Genomic DNA, 15,217 nt, shown 5'->3' with positions numbered 1-15,217 from the left:
CGTCCGGCCGAGCGCAACGGATTCCTGTTTGTGCACCGAGGACCGCGAGAATGCCTCACATGCGCAACTCTTCCCCGACGAGAGGTGCCAATAGAGTGGTGATGACATCAGGGCGGCAACCCAAGCGCCCGCACTCACGTACCTCATGCCCTGCTGTCGTCGCCGGGCGCGGTCGGACGGAAGAGGATTCACCCCGCATGCCCCCTGGCCACCTGAGCCCCGTCGAGCAAGAGTTCGACGCCGCGTCGGTCCTGCTGCAAGTACGCCAACTCGTCGATTCCGCCGTCACGCGGAACACGACCCGAGGGGTCACCCCCCTGCCGACGGTGGCCGCGCTGCGCGAGGCGACCCGGGCTCTGCTCTCCAACGCCACGAAATCGGTCCGGTGCATGGTCGGCACCTCGCACTTCGCCAAGGTCGTCGGCTCGATCGGCGAGACGCGGCACGGGATCTCGGTGTCGGTGCTCGCCGCCGCCGAGGCGGACATCGCGCGGCACGCGCCCGGTTTGTGCGCGCAGCCCGGTGTGCAGTTGCGCATCGTGCCGTCGCCGGGGCGCGACCTGCTGATCGTGGACGACCACCGGGTGCTCAGCGGTCCGAGCCCCGAGGGCGGACGGGCCATGATGAGCGACTGCCCGCACACCTCCGACCTGGTCCGCTCGCTGTTCCACGAGCGCTGGTCGGAGGGCGTCTCGCTGGAGGACCACGAGCGGTTGACGCGCATCGCGGAACGCCCGCTGACGGTGCAGGTCGTCGCCCTGCTCGCCGAAGGGCTCAAGGACGACGCCGCCTCGGCCCGGCTGGGCGTGTCGGTGCGCACGTTCCGCCGCCACGTGGCGGACCTGTTGCGGGAACTGGGCATCCGCTCCCGGTTCCAGCTCGGCGTGCGCGCGGCAGGTGGGTCTGCTGCCCTCCGCCCTCGACACCGGGGCCAAGTGATCCCGGTGGACCGGCACTGGGACGTCGTCGTCATCGGGTCGGGGCTCGGCGGCCTCACCGCCGCCGCGTACCTGGCCGCGGCGGGGCGGCGGGTGCTGGTGCTGGAGCAGTACGACGTCGCCGGCGGCAACAGCCACGCGTTCCGCAGGCGGGGTCGCTACCTCTTCGACGCCGGCGTCCACTACCTGGGCGACTGCGGCGAGGACGGCATCATCCCCGCGGTGCTGTCGGGCCTCGGCGCGCGGGACCGGGTCCCGCTCCGGATGCTCGACCCCGACTGCTTCGACCGCGTGATCACGCCCAGCGGGACGCTGGAGGTGCCCGCGGACTGGGACCTCTACCGCGAGCGGCTGCGCCGCATGCTGCCCGCCGACGCCGACGGGATCGACCGGTTCATCGACGTCGTGCGCGCGGTGGGAGAGGCGAAGCGGGCGGTCCTCGTGGCCGGTTCCGGCGCCGCCGACCCGGCCGGCGCGGAAGCCGTCCGCGTCTGGGGCAACCGGACGCTGAGCGCGTTGTTCGACACGTGCGGCCTGTCGCCCGCCGCCCGCACCGCCTTGGCGGCGCAGTCCCCCAACTACGGCATCGAGCCCGCCACCGCCACGGTCGGCATGCACGCGGTCGTGACGGACCACTACATCCGCGGCGCCTACTTCCCCCTCGGGGGCGGGCAGGTGCTGGCGGCGACGTTGCTGGAAGTCCTGCGCGCCAACGGTGGCGAGTTCCGCACCGAGTCGCGGGTGGACCGCATCGACATCGCGGACGGGCGGGTGACCGGCGTCCGGCTGACCGACGGCGAGACGATCACCGCGGACATCGTGGTGTCCAACGCGGACTACCGCCGGACGATGCTGGACCTGGTCGGCGCCGAGCACCTGCCCGGCCCGATCGCCCGGTTCACCCGCGAGGCGCGGATGGGCCTGCCGTTCGCCACGGTGTACGTCGCGCTCGCGGACGACTTGGCGGACCGGCACGAGGCGAACGTCTGGTGGTACGGCAGCGACGACATCGAGCGGTACTACCAACGCCTGCTCGCCGGTGAGCAGCCGGAGCGGGTGGAGTTCCTCTTCGTCTCCATGGGGTCGCGCAAGGACGGTCACCTGGCCCCGCCCGGCGAGTCCTGCATCGAGCTGATGACCTTGTGCCCGTTGGACCCGGGCGTGTGGGGCGTCGAAAACGGCCCGACCGACGCGGGCACCGGCTACCGCAGGTCCGCGCGGTACCTGGCGGAGAAGCAGCGGTTCACCGACGCCGTGGTGGACGCGGGCGAACGGGTCCTCGGTCCGCTGCGCGACCGGGCCACGCACATCGAGCTCGGCACGCCGCTGACGCAGGAGCGGTACACGCTGTCCACCGGTGGCACGCCGTTCGGCGTCGCGACCTGGGGCCGCGCCGGCGCGCGCCCCGACACGGCCACCAGCGTCCGCGGCCTGTGGGTCGTGGGCCAGAGCACGAGGTACGGCAGCGGGATCACCGGCGTGATGTGCAGCGGCGTGGCCGCGGCCGGCCAGATCCTCGACCGGCCGTTGATGCACGAGGTGTACGCCGGGGCCGTGGTCGGCGACCCGTCCCTCCTGCCGGACCGCCCGGACGGGTGGGACCCTCTGGCGTACAGCACGCTTCGGACCCGGCGCCGGGCGACAGCCCGGACACCGGCCCCCACGGGCTGACCACCCACCCGACACCGCACAATCGGAGCCACCAGCCGTGATCGTCGCCTCTGGCATCCTGCTCGCCCTCCTGCTCACCATCGCCGGCGTCCTGCACCTGTTGTGGGCGGCCGGTGTGATGTGGCCGTTCCGCGATGAGCGCGACCTGCTGCGCAAGGTCTTCTCCGACGCCGAAGCCCTCCCGCCCAACGTGGTGACGGCGGGCGTCGGCGTCGCGCTGGTGGGCGCGGCCTACCTGGCGCTCGCGGGCGTCTGGACGTCGCTGCGACTGCCGTTCGTCGCCGACTGGCTCTACGTCCTCGGTCTGTGGGGACTGGTCGCGGTGATGGCGCTGCGCGGGATCGTCGAGCCCATCGTCTACATCTTCAAGCCCGCCAACCCCGACTACCAGCGCCTGGACCGGCTCGTCTACTCGCCGCTGTGCGTCCTGCTGGCCGTCCTCGCCCTGGTCGTCGTCATCTGACCCGACAGGGTCCGGTCCGTGGCGGGTGGAACATCCATCCAGCGAAGAGAAGGACACCATGCACAGCAGGCAGCCGTCCCGCGGTCCGCGGGTGATCATCATCGGCAGTGGCATCGGCGGTCTCGGGATGGCGGTGAACCTCCAGAAGGCCGGCATCGGAGACATCACCATCCTCGAACAGGGACCGGACCTCGGCGGGGTGTGGCGTGACAACACGTACCCCGGTGTGGCCTGCGACGTCCCGTCCACTCTGTACTCCTACAGCTTCGCCAAGCAGACCGGGTTCTCCACCCGGTACCCGGGCCAGAAGGACATCCAGGCCTACCTGCGGCGGGTCGCCACGGAGCACGGCGTCACGGAGAGGATCGAGTACAACTCGCGGGTCGTCCGGGCCACGTTCGACGAGGACCTCGGCCACTGGGAGGTGCTGACCGAGGACGGCACGCGCCGGCAGTGCGACGTGCTGGTCCCCGCGGTCGGCACCCTGGCCAGGCCGAGGTTGCCCGAGATCCGCGGCCGGGAGGACTTCGCCGGACCGGCGTTCCACTCCGCCCGGTGGCGGCACGACGTCGACCTGGACGGCAAGGACGTCGCGGTCATCGGCACCGGCGCGTCCGCGTTGCAGTTCGTGCCGCACCTTCAGCGCCAGGTCCGCAAGCTCACGGTCTACCAGCGCTCCGCGCCGTACGTCATGCCGGTGCACAACTACTCGTACGACAAGGGCTTCAAGCGCTTCCTCGGCACCAGGGCCATGCGCATGGCCGACCGCCTCGGCTTCTGGGCGTTCCTGGAGTTCGGCCAGCACGCCCTCGCGCGCTCGCCGAAGCTCAGCAACATCATGGCGTCGATGGCGCTCAAGCAGCTGGAGAAGCAGGTCCCCGACCCGGAGCTGCGGGCCAAGCTGACCCCGGACCACCAGGTCGGCTGCAAGCGGGTGCTGTTCAGCAGCCTGTACTACCCGGCGCTGACGCAGCCGAACGTCGAGGTCGTGGTCGACGGGATCGAGGAGATCACCCCGGACGGCGTGACGACCGTGGACGGGAAGTCCCGGTCCCACGACGTCCTCGTCTACGGCACGGGCTTCCGCACCGACGACATCCTCGGCCACATCGAGATCACCGGCCGGGACGGGCGCCTGCTCGCCGACGCGTGGAAGGAGGGGGCGGAGGCGTACCTGGGCATCAGCGTCAAGCACTTCCCGAACATGTTCCTCGTCTACGGCCCCAACACCGACCTCGGCAGCGGCTCCGTCCCGTACATGCTCGAAAGCCAGATGCGGTACATCAAGCAGGCCGTGGCCCACTTGGCCGGGCTGCCCGCCGGCACCTCGTTGACGGTGCGCGACACCGTGCACGACGAGTACGTCGACTGGATCGAACGCAGCTTCCGCAACACGCCGTGGACCGCCGGGTGCAGCAACTGGTACACGAACGCCGCCGGTCGCGTGGTGACGAACTGGCCGCAGCGGGCGTGGCGCTACCGCAGGCGCACCAGGACGTTCGACCCCTCCGTGTACCAGGTCGGCACTCCGGAGCGGGCGACGGCGTCGGCCTCGGGCCGCTGACGTCGGGCTACCGAGCGGCGGGTCACCGAGCGGCGGGGTCACCGGCTTCGCACCACTGGGCAACCGAACGAGAGAGCGGGAGTGAAGATGACGGACGCGGTGGTAGTGGGGGCAGGTGTCATCGGCCTCACGACGGCGGTGTGCCTCGCCGAGGCCGGCCTCGATGTCGCGATCTGGGCCGAACGCGGCCCGTTGCAGTCGACGTCGGCCGCGGCCAGCGGGCTGTGGGTGCCCGGCTACACCTCCGACCGCGAGCTGCGCTGGAGCCTGGTCAGCCTGACCGAGTTCACCGCGCTGCTCGACGACGACCGCACCGGGGTCCGGATGGGCCGGGGCCTGGGCGTGACGGACCTGTTCGACAGCCGGCAGGAGTTCCACGACCACCTGCCGGAGCTGGAGCTGGTGGACCAGGCCGAGCTCGACGGCAGGTTCCCGCTCGGCTGGTGGTCGACGGTCCCCCTGATCGACATGCCGCGCTACCTCGCCTACCTGTCGCGCCGGTTCCACGACGCGGGCGGCAGCCTGGTCCAGCGCCACGTGGACGACCTGGCCGCGTGCCTGGAAGCCGCGCCGATCGTGGTGAACTGCACCGGCGTCGGCGCCAAGCACCTGGCGGACGACGACGAGGTGTTCCCGGTCCGCGGCCAGCACGTGGTCGTCCGCAACCCCGGTATCGACCACTGGTACATGGAGGGCGTGGAGAGCCCTTTCTGGACCGGCTTCTTCCCGCACGGGAACAAGGTGCTGCTCGCCGGCGTGTCGCAGCACGGCAACTGGAACCTGCTGCCCGACCCGGCCGACTCGGCGGGCATCCTCGAACGCTGCGCCGCGGCGGAGCCCCGGCTGCGTGACGCCGAAGTCCTGGGTCACCGGGTGGGGCTGCGCGCGGCCCGGAACAAGGCGCGGCTGGAGGTCGAGCACCGCCCGACCGGCCGGGTCGTGCACTGCTACGGGCACAGCGGCTTCGGCGTCAGCCAGTCCTGGGGGTCCGCGAGGGAGATCGAGTCCCTCTGCACCGGCGTGGACCAGGCTCCGCAGGAGGCCGTCCTCTCCTGACCTCGCTACCGTTGCCACGGGGCGAGGGGGGTGGTGATGGCGGTCCGCCAACTGCACTACACGTCGTGCGAGGACGGCCTGGGCGGCATCCAGGGCTTCCAGGTCAGCGCGATGACGCCGGGCGCCCCTCGCCCGCTGGCGGAGCTCGCGGTCCGGGCCGGCGTCTACGAGCCGGGTCCGGCCCTGGTGGGACGTCTGGCCGACGACGACCTCCGCGGGTTCCCCGTCACGTTCGGCTACGTGGTGTCCGGCGGTGCGGCGGCGGTGTTCCGGAGCCGGTACGCGGGCGTGGACTTCGCCGGCCGGCCGGGCAACTACTTCACCCACGCCCTGCTGTTCGACGACGCGGAGCGGGAACTCGGCGACGTGCTGCCGATCGACCTGTGGGGCAGCCCCACGTGGGCGGACGGCAGGGTCGAGGCCACGGCGTTGCCCGAGTTGCAGTCGCTCGCGCCCGGCGACGGGACGAACCTGTCGAGCACCCGGCGGTTCCTGGACCGCCGGGGCGCGACGTCCGCGCTGGAACGGGTGCTCGCCGCGACGCAGCGGGCGCTCGTGTCGGGTCGGGGCCGGCTGGTGCTGGTGGTGCCGGACGACCGGTCGGCCGCCCTGTGGCTCGCCGCCACCTGCCGGTCGTTGCCGCACCCGCTGGCGCTGCGCGTCTCGTTCACCACGTACACCGCGCGGCCGGAGGCGTCCGGCCTGCTCGTCAACTGCACGACCCCGGACGTGCGGCTGCCCGACCACGGCGACTTCACCGCGATCGACCTGACCACCAGCCGGCAGCGGGACGTCGACGGCACCCGGTACGCGTCGGCGCTGGCCCAGCTGTGGGACCGCGACGCCGTGCCCGCCGCGCTGGACCTGGCGGCGAGCGCCGACCCACGGCTCACCCCGGCGGACCTGGACACGTTCGCGGTCCTGCTGGAGATGGCGTTCGACCTGCCCGTCACCGCCCCGCCGGGCGAAGAGCTGCTGCTCGCCGCCGTGCGGCTGGCCGTGGACCGGATGCGCCGGTGCCTGCCCGAGCACGCCTGGGCGCGGATCGCGGACCAGGTGCGGGACAGCGGCGGCCCAGCGGACGCGGTCGCGTGGTCGGAAGTCCTGCGCACGGCACGGCACCAGGGCGAGCCCGTGCCGCCGAAGCTCTTCGGCGCCTACACCATGGCAGCCCTGGCCGACCCGGAACGCCTGTGGCTCCCCCACCTGACGCCGGCGGACCTGGAGGAGGTCGCGCGGGACGCCGTGCTGCCCGCGCTGATCGGGGCGGCTCCCCCGGTGCTGGAGCGGCTGGCCGAGCAGCGCCCCCTGGTCGACGCGCTGCTCCGGGTGCTGGACCGCGAGCTCGTCGACCAGCGGGAGATCGCACGGTTGGCGACCGCGCTGTCGCCGGAGGTCGTGCGGATGCTCGCGGGCCGGGGTGGCGAGCGGGTCCGGCTGCTCACCGACCTGGCGGCGGCCCGGCACGGCGCGCTGGACAAGGTGCGGGTGATGGCCGACCCGTCACGCCGGCTCACCGTGGACTGGCGGCAGCTCGGCCCGGTCCTGTGGCCGGACGAGCCGTCCTCGGCCGACGCGATCCGGCTGCTCCGGCACGTTCCCGAGCAGGTGCTGGTGGACAGCAGGCTGGGCGCGCGGATCGTGGCGCAGGCGCTCGACCTCGCGGGCCGGGACGAGTTCGGTGGTCCGGAGGCCGAGCTGGCCGAAGCGCTGCTGCGGTCGCCCCTCGCGGCGTACCTGCGGAAGAGCGACCGGGACGGGTTGAAGGCGGCCGAGAGCATCGCGTACCTGGGCGGGTCGACGCCCGGCGGCGGCAGCGCGCAGGTCGTGCTGTCCGCCGTCGCCGCCGCGGTGGCCCTCCGGAACGAGGTGGGCGACCGGCTGCTGGCCGCGGTGGCGTCGTTCATCCTGCGCGCGGACCCCGTGCTGCACCGCGACCTGCTCGGCCGCGCGTTGGACGAGCACGGCCGGGCTTTCCTCCCCGCCTACCGGCAGGCGGCCCGCAAGCACCTCGCCGGCGCACCACCGCACCACGTCGCCGCGCTCGTCGTGCTCTGGCGGGGATTGGGCGATGCGCCCACCGCGGATGCACTGGTCGAGGTGACTCTCCCCGCTGCTCTCCGTAAGCGCCGGAGCAGATATCTGGACCGGGTCGGCACATCGCTCCAGCCGATGATGAACACCCTCGGCGGGTCCGCCCCCAAACCGGACTGGACTACTTGGTGGCGGAGTTGGCGGATGCGGCACGAACGCCGCGGACTGCGATCGCTGTTCGGGCGGGGAAAGGAGTGACACGCACCCCGCCGAGGGCCGGTCATATCGCCCAAAACGCACCGTTCAATGACTGAAACAATGTCGCCGCGTGGTGTTTCCGAAGCGTCCACGTGCACGGACGGTCCAAGGCCGGCTCACGATGGTATGCAGCAGGTCCGGGCACAACTCATGCGAGAGTGCACATGCAGCCGCCGAACAGCGTAGCGGCGCGGACATCTTTGATCCTACGGGGATAACTCGGCGAACACTCTCCGTCACTTGTGATCTACATCACGATTGACCTTAAAAATTCCCATATGTAACGTAGTGGAAACATCGACGGGTAGGAGTCGTCGACCATGGGGGAAATGTGATCAAAGATCGCGTATACGACATTGTCACGGATGACATCTACCTCCGATTACCCGACTGGGTCGACAAGGCGGACATCTTCCTCAAAATCGAGGGCCTCAATCCGGCCGGCTCGGTGAAGCTGAAAACCGCAGTCGCATTGATCGAGGACGCGGAGATCAGCGGTGTGCTGTCCCCTGGCGGCCGGGTGGTCGAATCGTCGTCCGGCAACCTCGGCGTCGCGTTGAGCATGGTCTGCTCCGTGAAGGGCTACCCGTTCGTCTGCATCACCGACCCCAACGCGTCCGCCCGCAGCATCGCCACGATGCGCGCGCTGGGTGCGAGGGTCGTCGTGGTCGACGAGCGGGACGCGAACGGCGGTTACCTGGGCACCCGCATCGCCCACCTCAAGCGGATGCTGGCCGAGGACCCCGCGCTCACCTGGACCAACCAGTACGCCAACGCGGCCAACCCCAGGGTGCACTGGGAGCGCACGGCCGCGTCGATCCTCAAGAACGTGGAGCAGGTCGACTACCTGTTCGTCGGCGCGGGCACCACGGGGACGTTGATGGGCTGCGCGGCCTACTTCCGCCAGTTCTCCCCCCAGACCCGCGTGATCGCCGTCGACACGCTCGGCTCGGTCACCTTCGGCCACCCGGCCGGGACGCGCCACATCCCCGGGCTGGGTACCAGCCGGACGCCCGAGCTCTGCACGCCCGACCTGGTGGACGACGTCGTGCTCGTCGACGAGGCCGACGCCGTGCGCGCCTGCCGCGGCATCGCCGCGCGCTACGGCCTGCTGGTCGGCGGCTCCACCGGCTCGGTGGTGTCCGCCGTGCGCAGCCGCGGCGCCGCCATGTCCGGCGCGAGCGTCGTGGCCATCGCGCCCGACCTCGGCGACCGCTACCTCGACACCGTCTACAACGACGACTGGGTCACCGCACGTTTCGGACCCGGCGCACTGACCGATCGGGAACTCGCGAGCACGCCGCTCGCTTTGGGGGGTTGAAACGTTGTTCTCTTTCAACGTCGTGGGCGGAACCGTCGCCCGCGACATCATCAGCGCGGCGCGGCGGGAGATCGTGGAGGTGGTGCGGTCGGCGTACCTCACCCACCACGCGGGGCAGTCGGTCAACCCCAACAGCTACTTCCTGCGGTTCCCGGAGAAGCCGAGCGCCCGGATCATCGCGCTGCCCGCGTACCTCGGCGGTGACCACGACGTCGCCGGGATCAAGTGGATCGGCAGCTTCCCGGAGAACATCGAGCGGAACGTGCCCAGGGCGTCCGCCGTGCTGCTGCTCAACGACTACGAGACCGGTTACCCGTTCGCGTGCCTGGAGGCGTCCCAGATCAGCGCCGCCCGCACGGCCGCGTCCGCGGTGCTCGGCGCGGAAGAGCTGCTGGGCTCGCGCGAGGCGCGCCGGATCGCCGTCATCGGCTCGGGTGTGATCGGCCGCAACATCGTGGAGTTCTTCGCCGCCCGCGACTGGGAGGTCGAGGAGTTCGCGGTGTTCGACAAGGTCGAGCAGTACGCCCGGCTGTTCTGCGACCACATCCGCACCACCATCGGCGCGGTCGCCCAGCCCGCGGCCTCGCTGGAGGCGGCGATCAAGGGCGCCGACGTCGTGATCCTCGCGACGACGGCCGCCGAGCCGTACATCACCGACCCGAACGCCTTCGCGCCCGGCCAGGTCGTGCTCAACGTGTCGCTGCGGGACATCGACCCGGGCATCATCCTGTCCTCGCACAACATCCTCGACGACGTCGACCACTGCCTGACCGCCAACACCTCGCCGCACCTGGCGGAGCAGGCGTCCGGCAGCCGCGACTTCATCGACGGCACGCTGGCCGGGCTCATGCTGGGCGAGGTCTCGGTCGGCGCCGACCGGCCGCGGATCTTCTCCCCGTTCGGCCTGGGCGTGCTGGACCTCGCGGTCGGCGGGTTCGTGTTCGAGCGCGCGGTCGAGCAGCGGGCCTCGGTCCCCATCGACGGCTTCTTCGGCGAGACGGAGCGGTGGAGCTCGTGAGCACTCCGGTTCCCGCCTCGCCGGGCGGCACGAAGCGGTTCGCCGTCCTCCTCGGTTTCCTTGGGGTGCTGGGCTTCAGCTTCACGCTGCCCGCCACCCGGTTGGCGGACAGCGCGTTCGACGGCTGGACGGTGGCCTTCGGCCGGTCCGTCATCGCCGCGCTCATCGGTGCGGTCATCCTGCTGGCCAAGCGGCAGCCGTTGCTGCTGCCCAGGGCCGAGCTGAAGCCGATGCTGCTGGTGGTGTTCGGCGCCGTCGTCGGCTTCCCGCTGTTCACGTCGTTGGCGCTGGAAACGGTGGACAGCGCGCACGGCGCGGTGATGACCGGGCTCATCCCGGCGGCCACGGCGGGCGCGGCGGTGCTGCTCGCCGGTGAACGCCCGCGCCGCAGCTACTGGATCGCGCTGGTCATCGGGCTGGCCGGGGTGCTGAGCCTGCCGATCGTCCGCGGCCACGGCCAGTTCCAGCTCGCCGACCTGCTGCTGCTCGCCGCCGTGGTCGTGACGGGCATCGGCTACGCCCAGGGCGGCGCGCTGGCGAGGAAGTACGGCGGCTGGCGGGTGATCAGCTCCTCGCTGGTCCTGTCGCTGCCCGTCGTCGTGCCCATCACGGTGGTCTCGGTGATCCTGGAACCGCCGCGCGACGTCACGGCGGAATCGCTGGCGGGACTGGCGTACCTGAGCGTGTTCAGCATGCTGTTCGCGTTCTTCGCCTGGTACGAGGGACTGGCCCGCGGTGGCGTGGCGCGCATCGGCCGCCTGCAACTGGCCCAGCCGGTGATGACGCTGGTCTGGTCGGTGCTGCTGCTCGGCGAGCACATCGACCTGGCGACCGGCATCGCCGCCGCCGTCGTCCTCGGCGCCGTGGCGGTGGGTCGCAACGCGAGGGTGGACACGACCACACCGGCGCCGTTGCCGGCGAAGGTCGGCACCTGACCGGTGCACGTCGACAACGTCCTGGCCGTCCTCGCGGGGCAACCCGTCGAGCGCGGTCCGTCCCGCCCGACCGATCTCGTGGCTTTTCGCAAAGCTTCGGAAGGATAGAACCGCGTGAGTACACCGACGACCAAGGCCTCGGACGGCGCGATCAAGCAGCAGCTGCCGTCGTCCCTGGGCAACGGGCGGCTCAAGCCGCTGCCCGACGAGACGAACCGCTTGTACGACTACTACTGGCCACCGGTGGCGGCGTTCGAGGGGTTCGACCCCGAACTGTCCAAGTTCATGTCCGCCTCCGCCGACGAGCAGCGGGAGGTGCTGGCCGGGCTGCGCGACGACCCCGCCGAGCACGGCAGCTTCCTGCACCGGCACCTGGCCGAGATCTACGCCCACTCGTTCGGCTACCGCGACGGCGCGTACACCGGGCACACCGACGACGAGGCCGAGAAGGCCCTGTTCGGCGCGAAGATCACCCTGGAACGGGAGCTGTTCGACCACTGGTCGACCACCGACCCCGAACCCGAGTTCGCCGACCAGTTCGAGGCCGCCGACTACCTGGACGAGTTGGCCGCGACCAACCCCGGTGTCGTGCACCCGCTGTTCGAGTACCTGCGCGACGAGGCGCCGCGCGAGCAGCTGGAGCGGTTCCTCCAGTGCGAGCTGATCCGCAACGAGGTCGTCGACGACGAGGTCGCGCTGCTCGTGGTCGGCCTGCAGGGCATGCAGAAGGCGGTCGCCGCGGCGAACCTGTGGGACGAGTGCGGGCGCGGCAAGCTGGAGAACTTCCACACGTACTGGCTGCGCCGGCTGCTCACCGCGACCGACGGCTGGGACGCCCTGTACGAGTACCGCGAGAACCACCCGTGGTTCGCCAAGTTCACGTCGAACCTCAACGCGGCGCTGCTCACCCGGCCGTCGCGCAAGATGATGGCGTACGGCTGCTTCCTGGTGTTCGAGAGCTGGGTCGAGCCGCACTTCGTCCGCATCCTGGACGGTCTGACCCGGGTCGGCATCCTGGACGACGAGGTGCGCATCTACTTCACCGCGCACGTCAAGATCGACCCGAGGCACAGCGAGGAGCTATCCGACGGCATGCGCCTGCAACGGCCGCTGCTCAGCCCCGGCCAGGTGCGCGACATCGTGCGCGGCGCCCACATGGCGTCCAGCGCGGGCAAGCGGCAGTTCGACCACATGCTGGCCTACCTGAAGTCCATGAACTCCGAAGGAGCCAAGGCATGAGCCCGTCCGTCCGCCTCGTCACGGCCGCCCACCTGCCCGACCTCGCCCCGGACGACCAGGAGCTGCTGCACGCGCTGCGCCGCGCGGGCGTCGAGACCGACGTCGCGGTGTGGGACGACCCGTCGGTGGACTGGTCCGAGGCGCCGGTCACCGTGATCCGCTCCGTGTTCGACTACCACCTGCGCAGCGAAGAGTTCCTGGCGTGGGTCGACCGGGTCGAGCCGCTGACCTCGCTGCAGAACTCGCCGGAGATCATCCGGTGGAACTCGCACAAGTCGTACCTCAAGCGGGTGTCCGAGGCGGGCTTCCCGATCATCCCGACGAAGTGGGTGGAGCGGGGCAAGTCGGTCGACCTGCGCGCGGCGCTCGACGCGCGGAGCTGGACCGAAGCCGTCGTCAAGCCCGCGATCTCGGCTTCGGCGCACGGCGCGCTGAAGGTGTCCGCGGACAACCACGACGAGGCGCAGGCGCACCTGGACGGGTTGGTCGACAAGGTCGACGCGCTGATCCAGCCCTACCTGTACGACTTCGAGACCACCGGCGAGTCTTCGGTGATCTGGTTGGGTGGCGAGCAGACGCACGCGGTCCGCCGGCCGTCCGGGATGCACACGTCGCTGGAGGTCGCGCACGTCGGCGCGCCGCTGGAGCCCGCCGCCGAAGAAGTGGCCCTGGCCACGGCGGTGTACGACTGGATCAGCCCGAAGCCGCTGTACGCGCGGATCGACCTGCTCAACACCAAGGACTACGGTCTGCTGGTGCTGGAGCTGGAGCTGGTGGAGCCGGCCCTGTACCTGCGGCACTCCACCGCGATCGCGGACAAGTTCGCCGCCGGTGTGCGGCGCCTGCTGGCCGCCCCGGTGAGCTGATCCCGACCTGAGCCGCCGTTGGCCGTCGGGGTGTTCCCGGCGGCTACCGGCGTTCTCGCGCCGGTCAGCCGCTGAACTCGATCGTGCCGTCACGGCGGCCACGGCGTCCACCGCCGAACACGATGCCGGTGCGCGGCCTGACCCTCGTCCACGCACCGATCACTGGCCGGAACCGCATTTTTGCGGCTTCAGCAGCTGCTGCGGACTTCCGGGGCGGGCGGCGGCAGAATATGTCCATTGTGGACGGGGCGCGTGCCCACCCGCAGGCCGCCCGTCACGGCGGACGGCCGCCTGAACCCGCCGCCGACCGCCCTGACGTCCCAGCGGTATCGGCTGCTAGCCGGCCGACTGCTCCAGCGCCACCAGCGCCGCGGCGACCTTGAACTGCTTGTTCGTGCCCAGGTCACGGACCGTCTTGATGTTGAACGCGGCGGCGAGCTTCTCCGCGTCGCCCGCGCTGACACCGGCCAATGCGGCGACCGGGGCGTCGAGGACCTTCGACAGCTCCAGCTCCTCGTACGCCTTGTCCAGCTGCTTGTCCAGGTTCACGGAAATTGCCACGGAAAGTTCCCTCCGAAGAGTTACAAGATCAGGACATACCAACCCTAACCGGGCACACGGCGATCGTTCACCGCAGGGGTGCGCGATACCACCCCTCTCCACCCGAATGGGCGAGATGCCGTGGCGGGGTCGCCGGTGGGGGGCCTGCTCGCCGATCACGTCCTCGCACAGGGGTGTCCGCCACGCTGATCGCGGACTTCCGGTCGACGACTTGGAGGTCCTCACAGGATCGCTGGACGTGCCGGTAGCAGATGATGCAGGTGGCGAGGCCGAGGAAGGCTTCGTGGACGTCGTCGCGGCGTTCCCACCGGATGCGTAGGCGTTTCATGCCGTGGTACCAGGCGATCGTGCGCTCCACGACCCGACGGATCGTGCCCAGGCCGGAGTTGCCAGCGCGTTCAGCCCCAGGGGATGGTGGCCTGGAGCACCGCCTCGGTCAGCGCTTCGGTCCGCAGCCGGGTCACTTCCTGGTACTCGGGGTCGGCGACCATGCGGCTGAACGCGTCCCGGTCGGGATAGCGCACCACCACGACCGCGTCCCAGCTCTGCCCGTCCTCGGCGACCAGGACGGTGGAGCCGGTGCCCGCGTAGAGCACCTTGCCGCCGTACCGGGGCAGGAACGTCTCATGCAGCCGACGTGCGTACTGCTGGTACGACTCGACCCCACCGTCGGCGAACCGCAGCAGGTTGAGCATGACCACCGGTCCGCCCGGGTCCTCGTCCAGCAGACGCTTCAGATCGGCACCTCGGGGATCCACAGCCATGCCGACAGCATGGTGCCCACCGCCCCCGCCCGCATCGGTACATCCACCAACCCCCCGCGCCACCACCCACACCCGCGCGAGCCCACCACCCAGACACCGCGAGTCGTCCACCCAGACACCCCAAGCCGTCCACTCAGGCACCCCGAGCTGTCCGGTCCGACACCGCGAGCCGTCCGTTCGCTCAGGTGTTCATGCGCATCCGGTCGAGCCGGTGGTGGGCGAGGCGGTGCAGCATCTCGCCCAGGGCCTCGGGCACGATCTGCCCCTCCAGGTCGCGCCGAGCCTCCAGGACCGTGGTCGTCACGACCCTCCGGGGCACCACACCACCGAACTCGACGGCCAACCGGCCGACCGCTTCCATGCAGTAGCGGTCCTGTTGTGCGGCTTCAGGCCCCATGTTCACCCTCCAGCTCTCAGTCCATCCACCAACAGGGTGTCCTGGCAACCGGCAGTTCCACCTGACGAGTGACTGACGATGTGCACATCCGCCGATGTCCGAGCGCGCGATTCACAGTGCCTGAACGTGCGA

Annotated in this window: 13 protein-coding genes; 10 read left to right on the top strand and 3 right to left on the bottom strand. The window is 70.8% G+C overall.

Going from position 1 to position 15,217, the window contains the following annotated elements; translation table 11 throughout:
• The first annotated feature begins 197 nt into the window (after positions 1-197).
• From ACRAKI_RS11965 to ACRAKI_RS11920, 10 genes are all read left to right on the top strand, one after another.
• Positions 198-2,609, top strand: a complete 2,412-nt coding sequence (locus ACRAKI_RS11965; protein WP_447007132.1) for an FAD-dependent oxidoreductase — start codon at positions 198-200, stop codon at positions 2,607-2,609.
• A gap of 37 nt (positions 2,610-2,646) precedes the next feature.
• Positions 2,647-3,072, top strand: coding sequence for a DUF3995 domain-containing protein (locus tag ACRAKI_RS11960; protein ID WP_447007131.1), 426 nt, complete (start codon positions 2,647-2,649; stop codon positions 3,070-3,072).
• Positions 3,073-3,130: 58 nt separating this feature from the next.
• A complete protein-coding gene (locus tag ACRAKI_RS11955; RefSeq protein WP_447007130.1) occupies positions 3,131-4,636 on the top strand; it encodes a flavin-containing monooxygenase in 1,506 nt (501 codons plus the stop codon).
• Between the two features lie 87 nt (positions 4,637-4,723).
• Positions 4,724-5,692, top strand: a complete 969-nt coding sequence (locus ACRAKI_RS11950) for an FAD-dependent oxidoreductase (protein ID WP_447007129.1) — start codon at positions 4,724-4,726, stop codon at positions 5,690-5,692.
• Positions 5,693-5,728: 36 nt separating this feature from the next.
• Positions 5,729-7,984, top strand: a complete 2,256-nt coding sequence (locus ACRAKI_RS11945; RefSeq protein ID WP_447007128.1) for a GAP1-N2 domain-containing protein — start codon at positions 5,729-5,731, stop codon at positions 7,982-7,984.
• 331 nt (positions 7,985-8,315) lie between these two features.
• Entirely contained in the window at positions 8,316-9,305 is a 990-nt protein-coding gene (gene sbnA, locus ACRAKI_RS11940) for a 2,3-diaminopropionate biosynthesis protein SbnA (RefSeq protein WP_447007127.1), read from the top strand.
• 22 nt (positions 9,306-9,327) lie between these two features.
• Complete coding sequence (gene sbnB / locus ACRAKI_RS11935) at positions 9,328-10,323, top strand: 2,3-diaminopropionate biosynthesis protein SbnB (RefSeq protein ID WP_447007126.1); 996 nt, start codon at positions 9,328-9,330, stop codon at positions 10,321-10,323.
• A complete protein-coding gene (locus tag ACRAKI_RS11930) occupies positions 10,320-11,258 on the top strand; it encodes a DMT family transporter (protein ID WP_447007125.1) in 939 nt (312 codons plus the stop codon). Before sbnB ends, ACRAKI_RS11930 begins: the two co-directional genes overlap by 4 nt.
• Before the next feature lie 114 nt (positions 11,259-11,372).
• Positions 11,373-12,497, top strand: a complete 1,125-nt coding sequence (locus ACRAKI_RS11925) for an iron-containing redox enzyme family protein (protein WP_447007124.1) — start codon at positions 11,373-11,375, stop codon at positions 12,495-12,497.
• Positions 12,494-13,363, top strand: coding sequence for an ATP-grasp domain-containing protein (locus ACRAKI_RS11920; protein WP_447007123.1), 870 nt, complete (start codon positions 12,494-12,496; stop codon positions 13,361-13,363). The genes ACRAKI_RS11925 and ACRAKI_RS11920 overlap by 4 nt, the downstream gene beginning before the upstream one ends.
• 336 nt (positions 13,364-13,699) lie before the next feature.
• Here the strand turns inward: ACRAKI_RS11920 and ACRAKI_RS11915 are convergent, their stop codons facing one another.
• The 3 genes from ACRAKI_RS11915 to ACRAKI_RS11905 all read right to left on the bottom strand — a co-directional run bounded on the left by ACRAKI_RS11915 (position 13,700) and on the right by ACRAKI_RS11905 (position 15,085).
• Positions 13,700-13,924, bottom strand: a complete 225-nt coding sequence (locus ACRAKI_RS11915) for a hypothetical protein (RefSeq protein WP_447007122.1) — start codon at positions 13,922-13,924, stop codon at positions 13,700-13,702.
• A gap of 398 nt (positions 13,925-14,322) precedes the next feature.
• Positions 14,323-14,688 carry a DUF1330 domain-containing protein gene (locus ACRAKI_RS11910; RefSeq protein WP_447007121.1) on the bottom strand — a complete coding sequence of 122 codons (366 nt, stop codon included), beginning with the start codon at positions 14,686-14,688 and terminating at the stop codon, positions 14,323-14,325.
• A 181-nt stretch (positions 14,689-14,869) separates the two neighbouring features.
• On the bottom strand, positions 14,870-15,085 hold the full coding sequence (locus ACRAKI_RS11905; RefSeq protein ID WP_447007120.1) for a hypothetical protein: 216 nt from the start codon (positions 15,083-15,085) through the stop codon (positions 14,870-14,872).
• Positions 15,086-15,217 lie beyond the last annotated feature (132 nt).

This window comes from Saccharothrix isguenensis, assembly GCF_052936305.1.
This window is presented reverse-complemented; position numbering and strand designations above follow the sequence as displayed.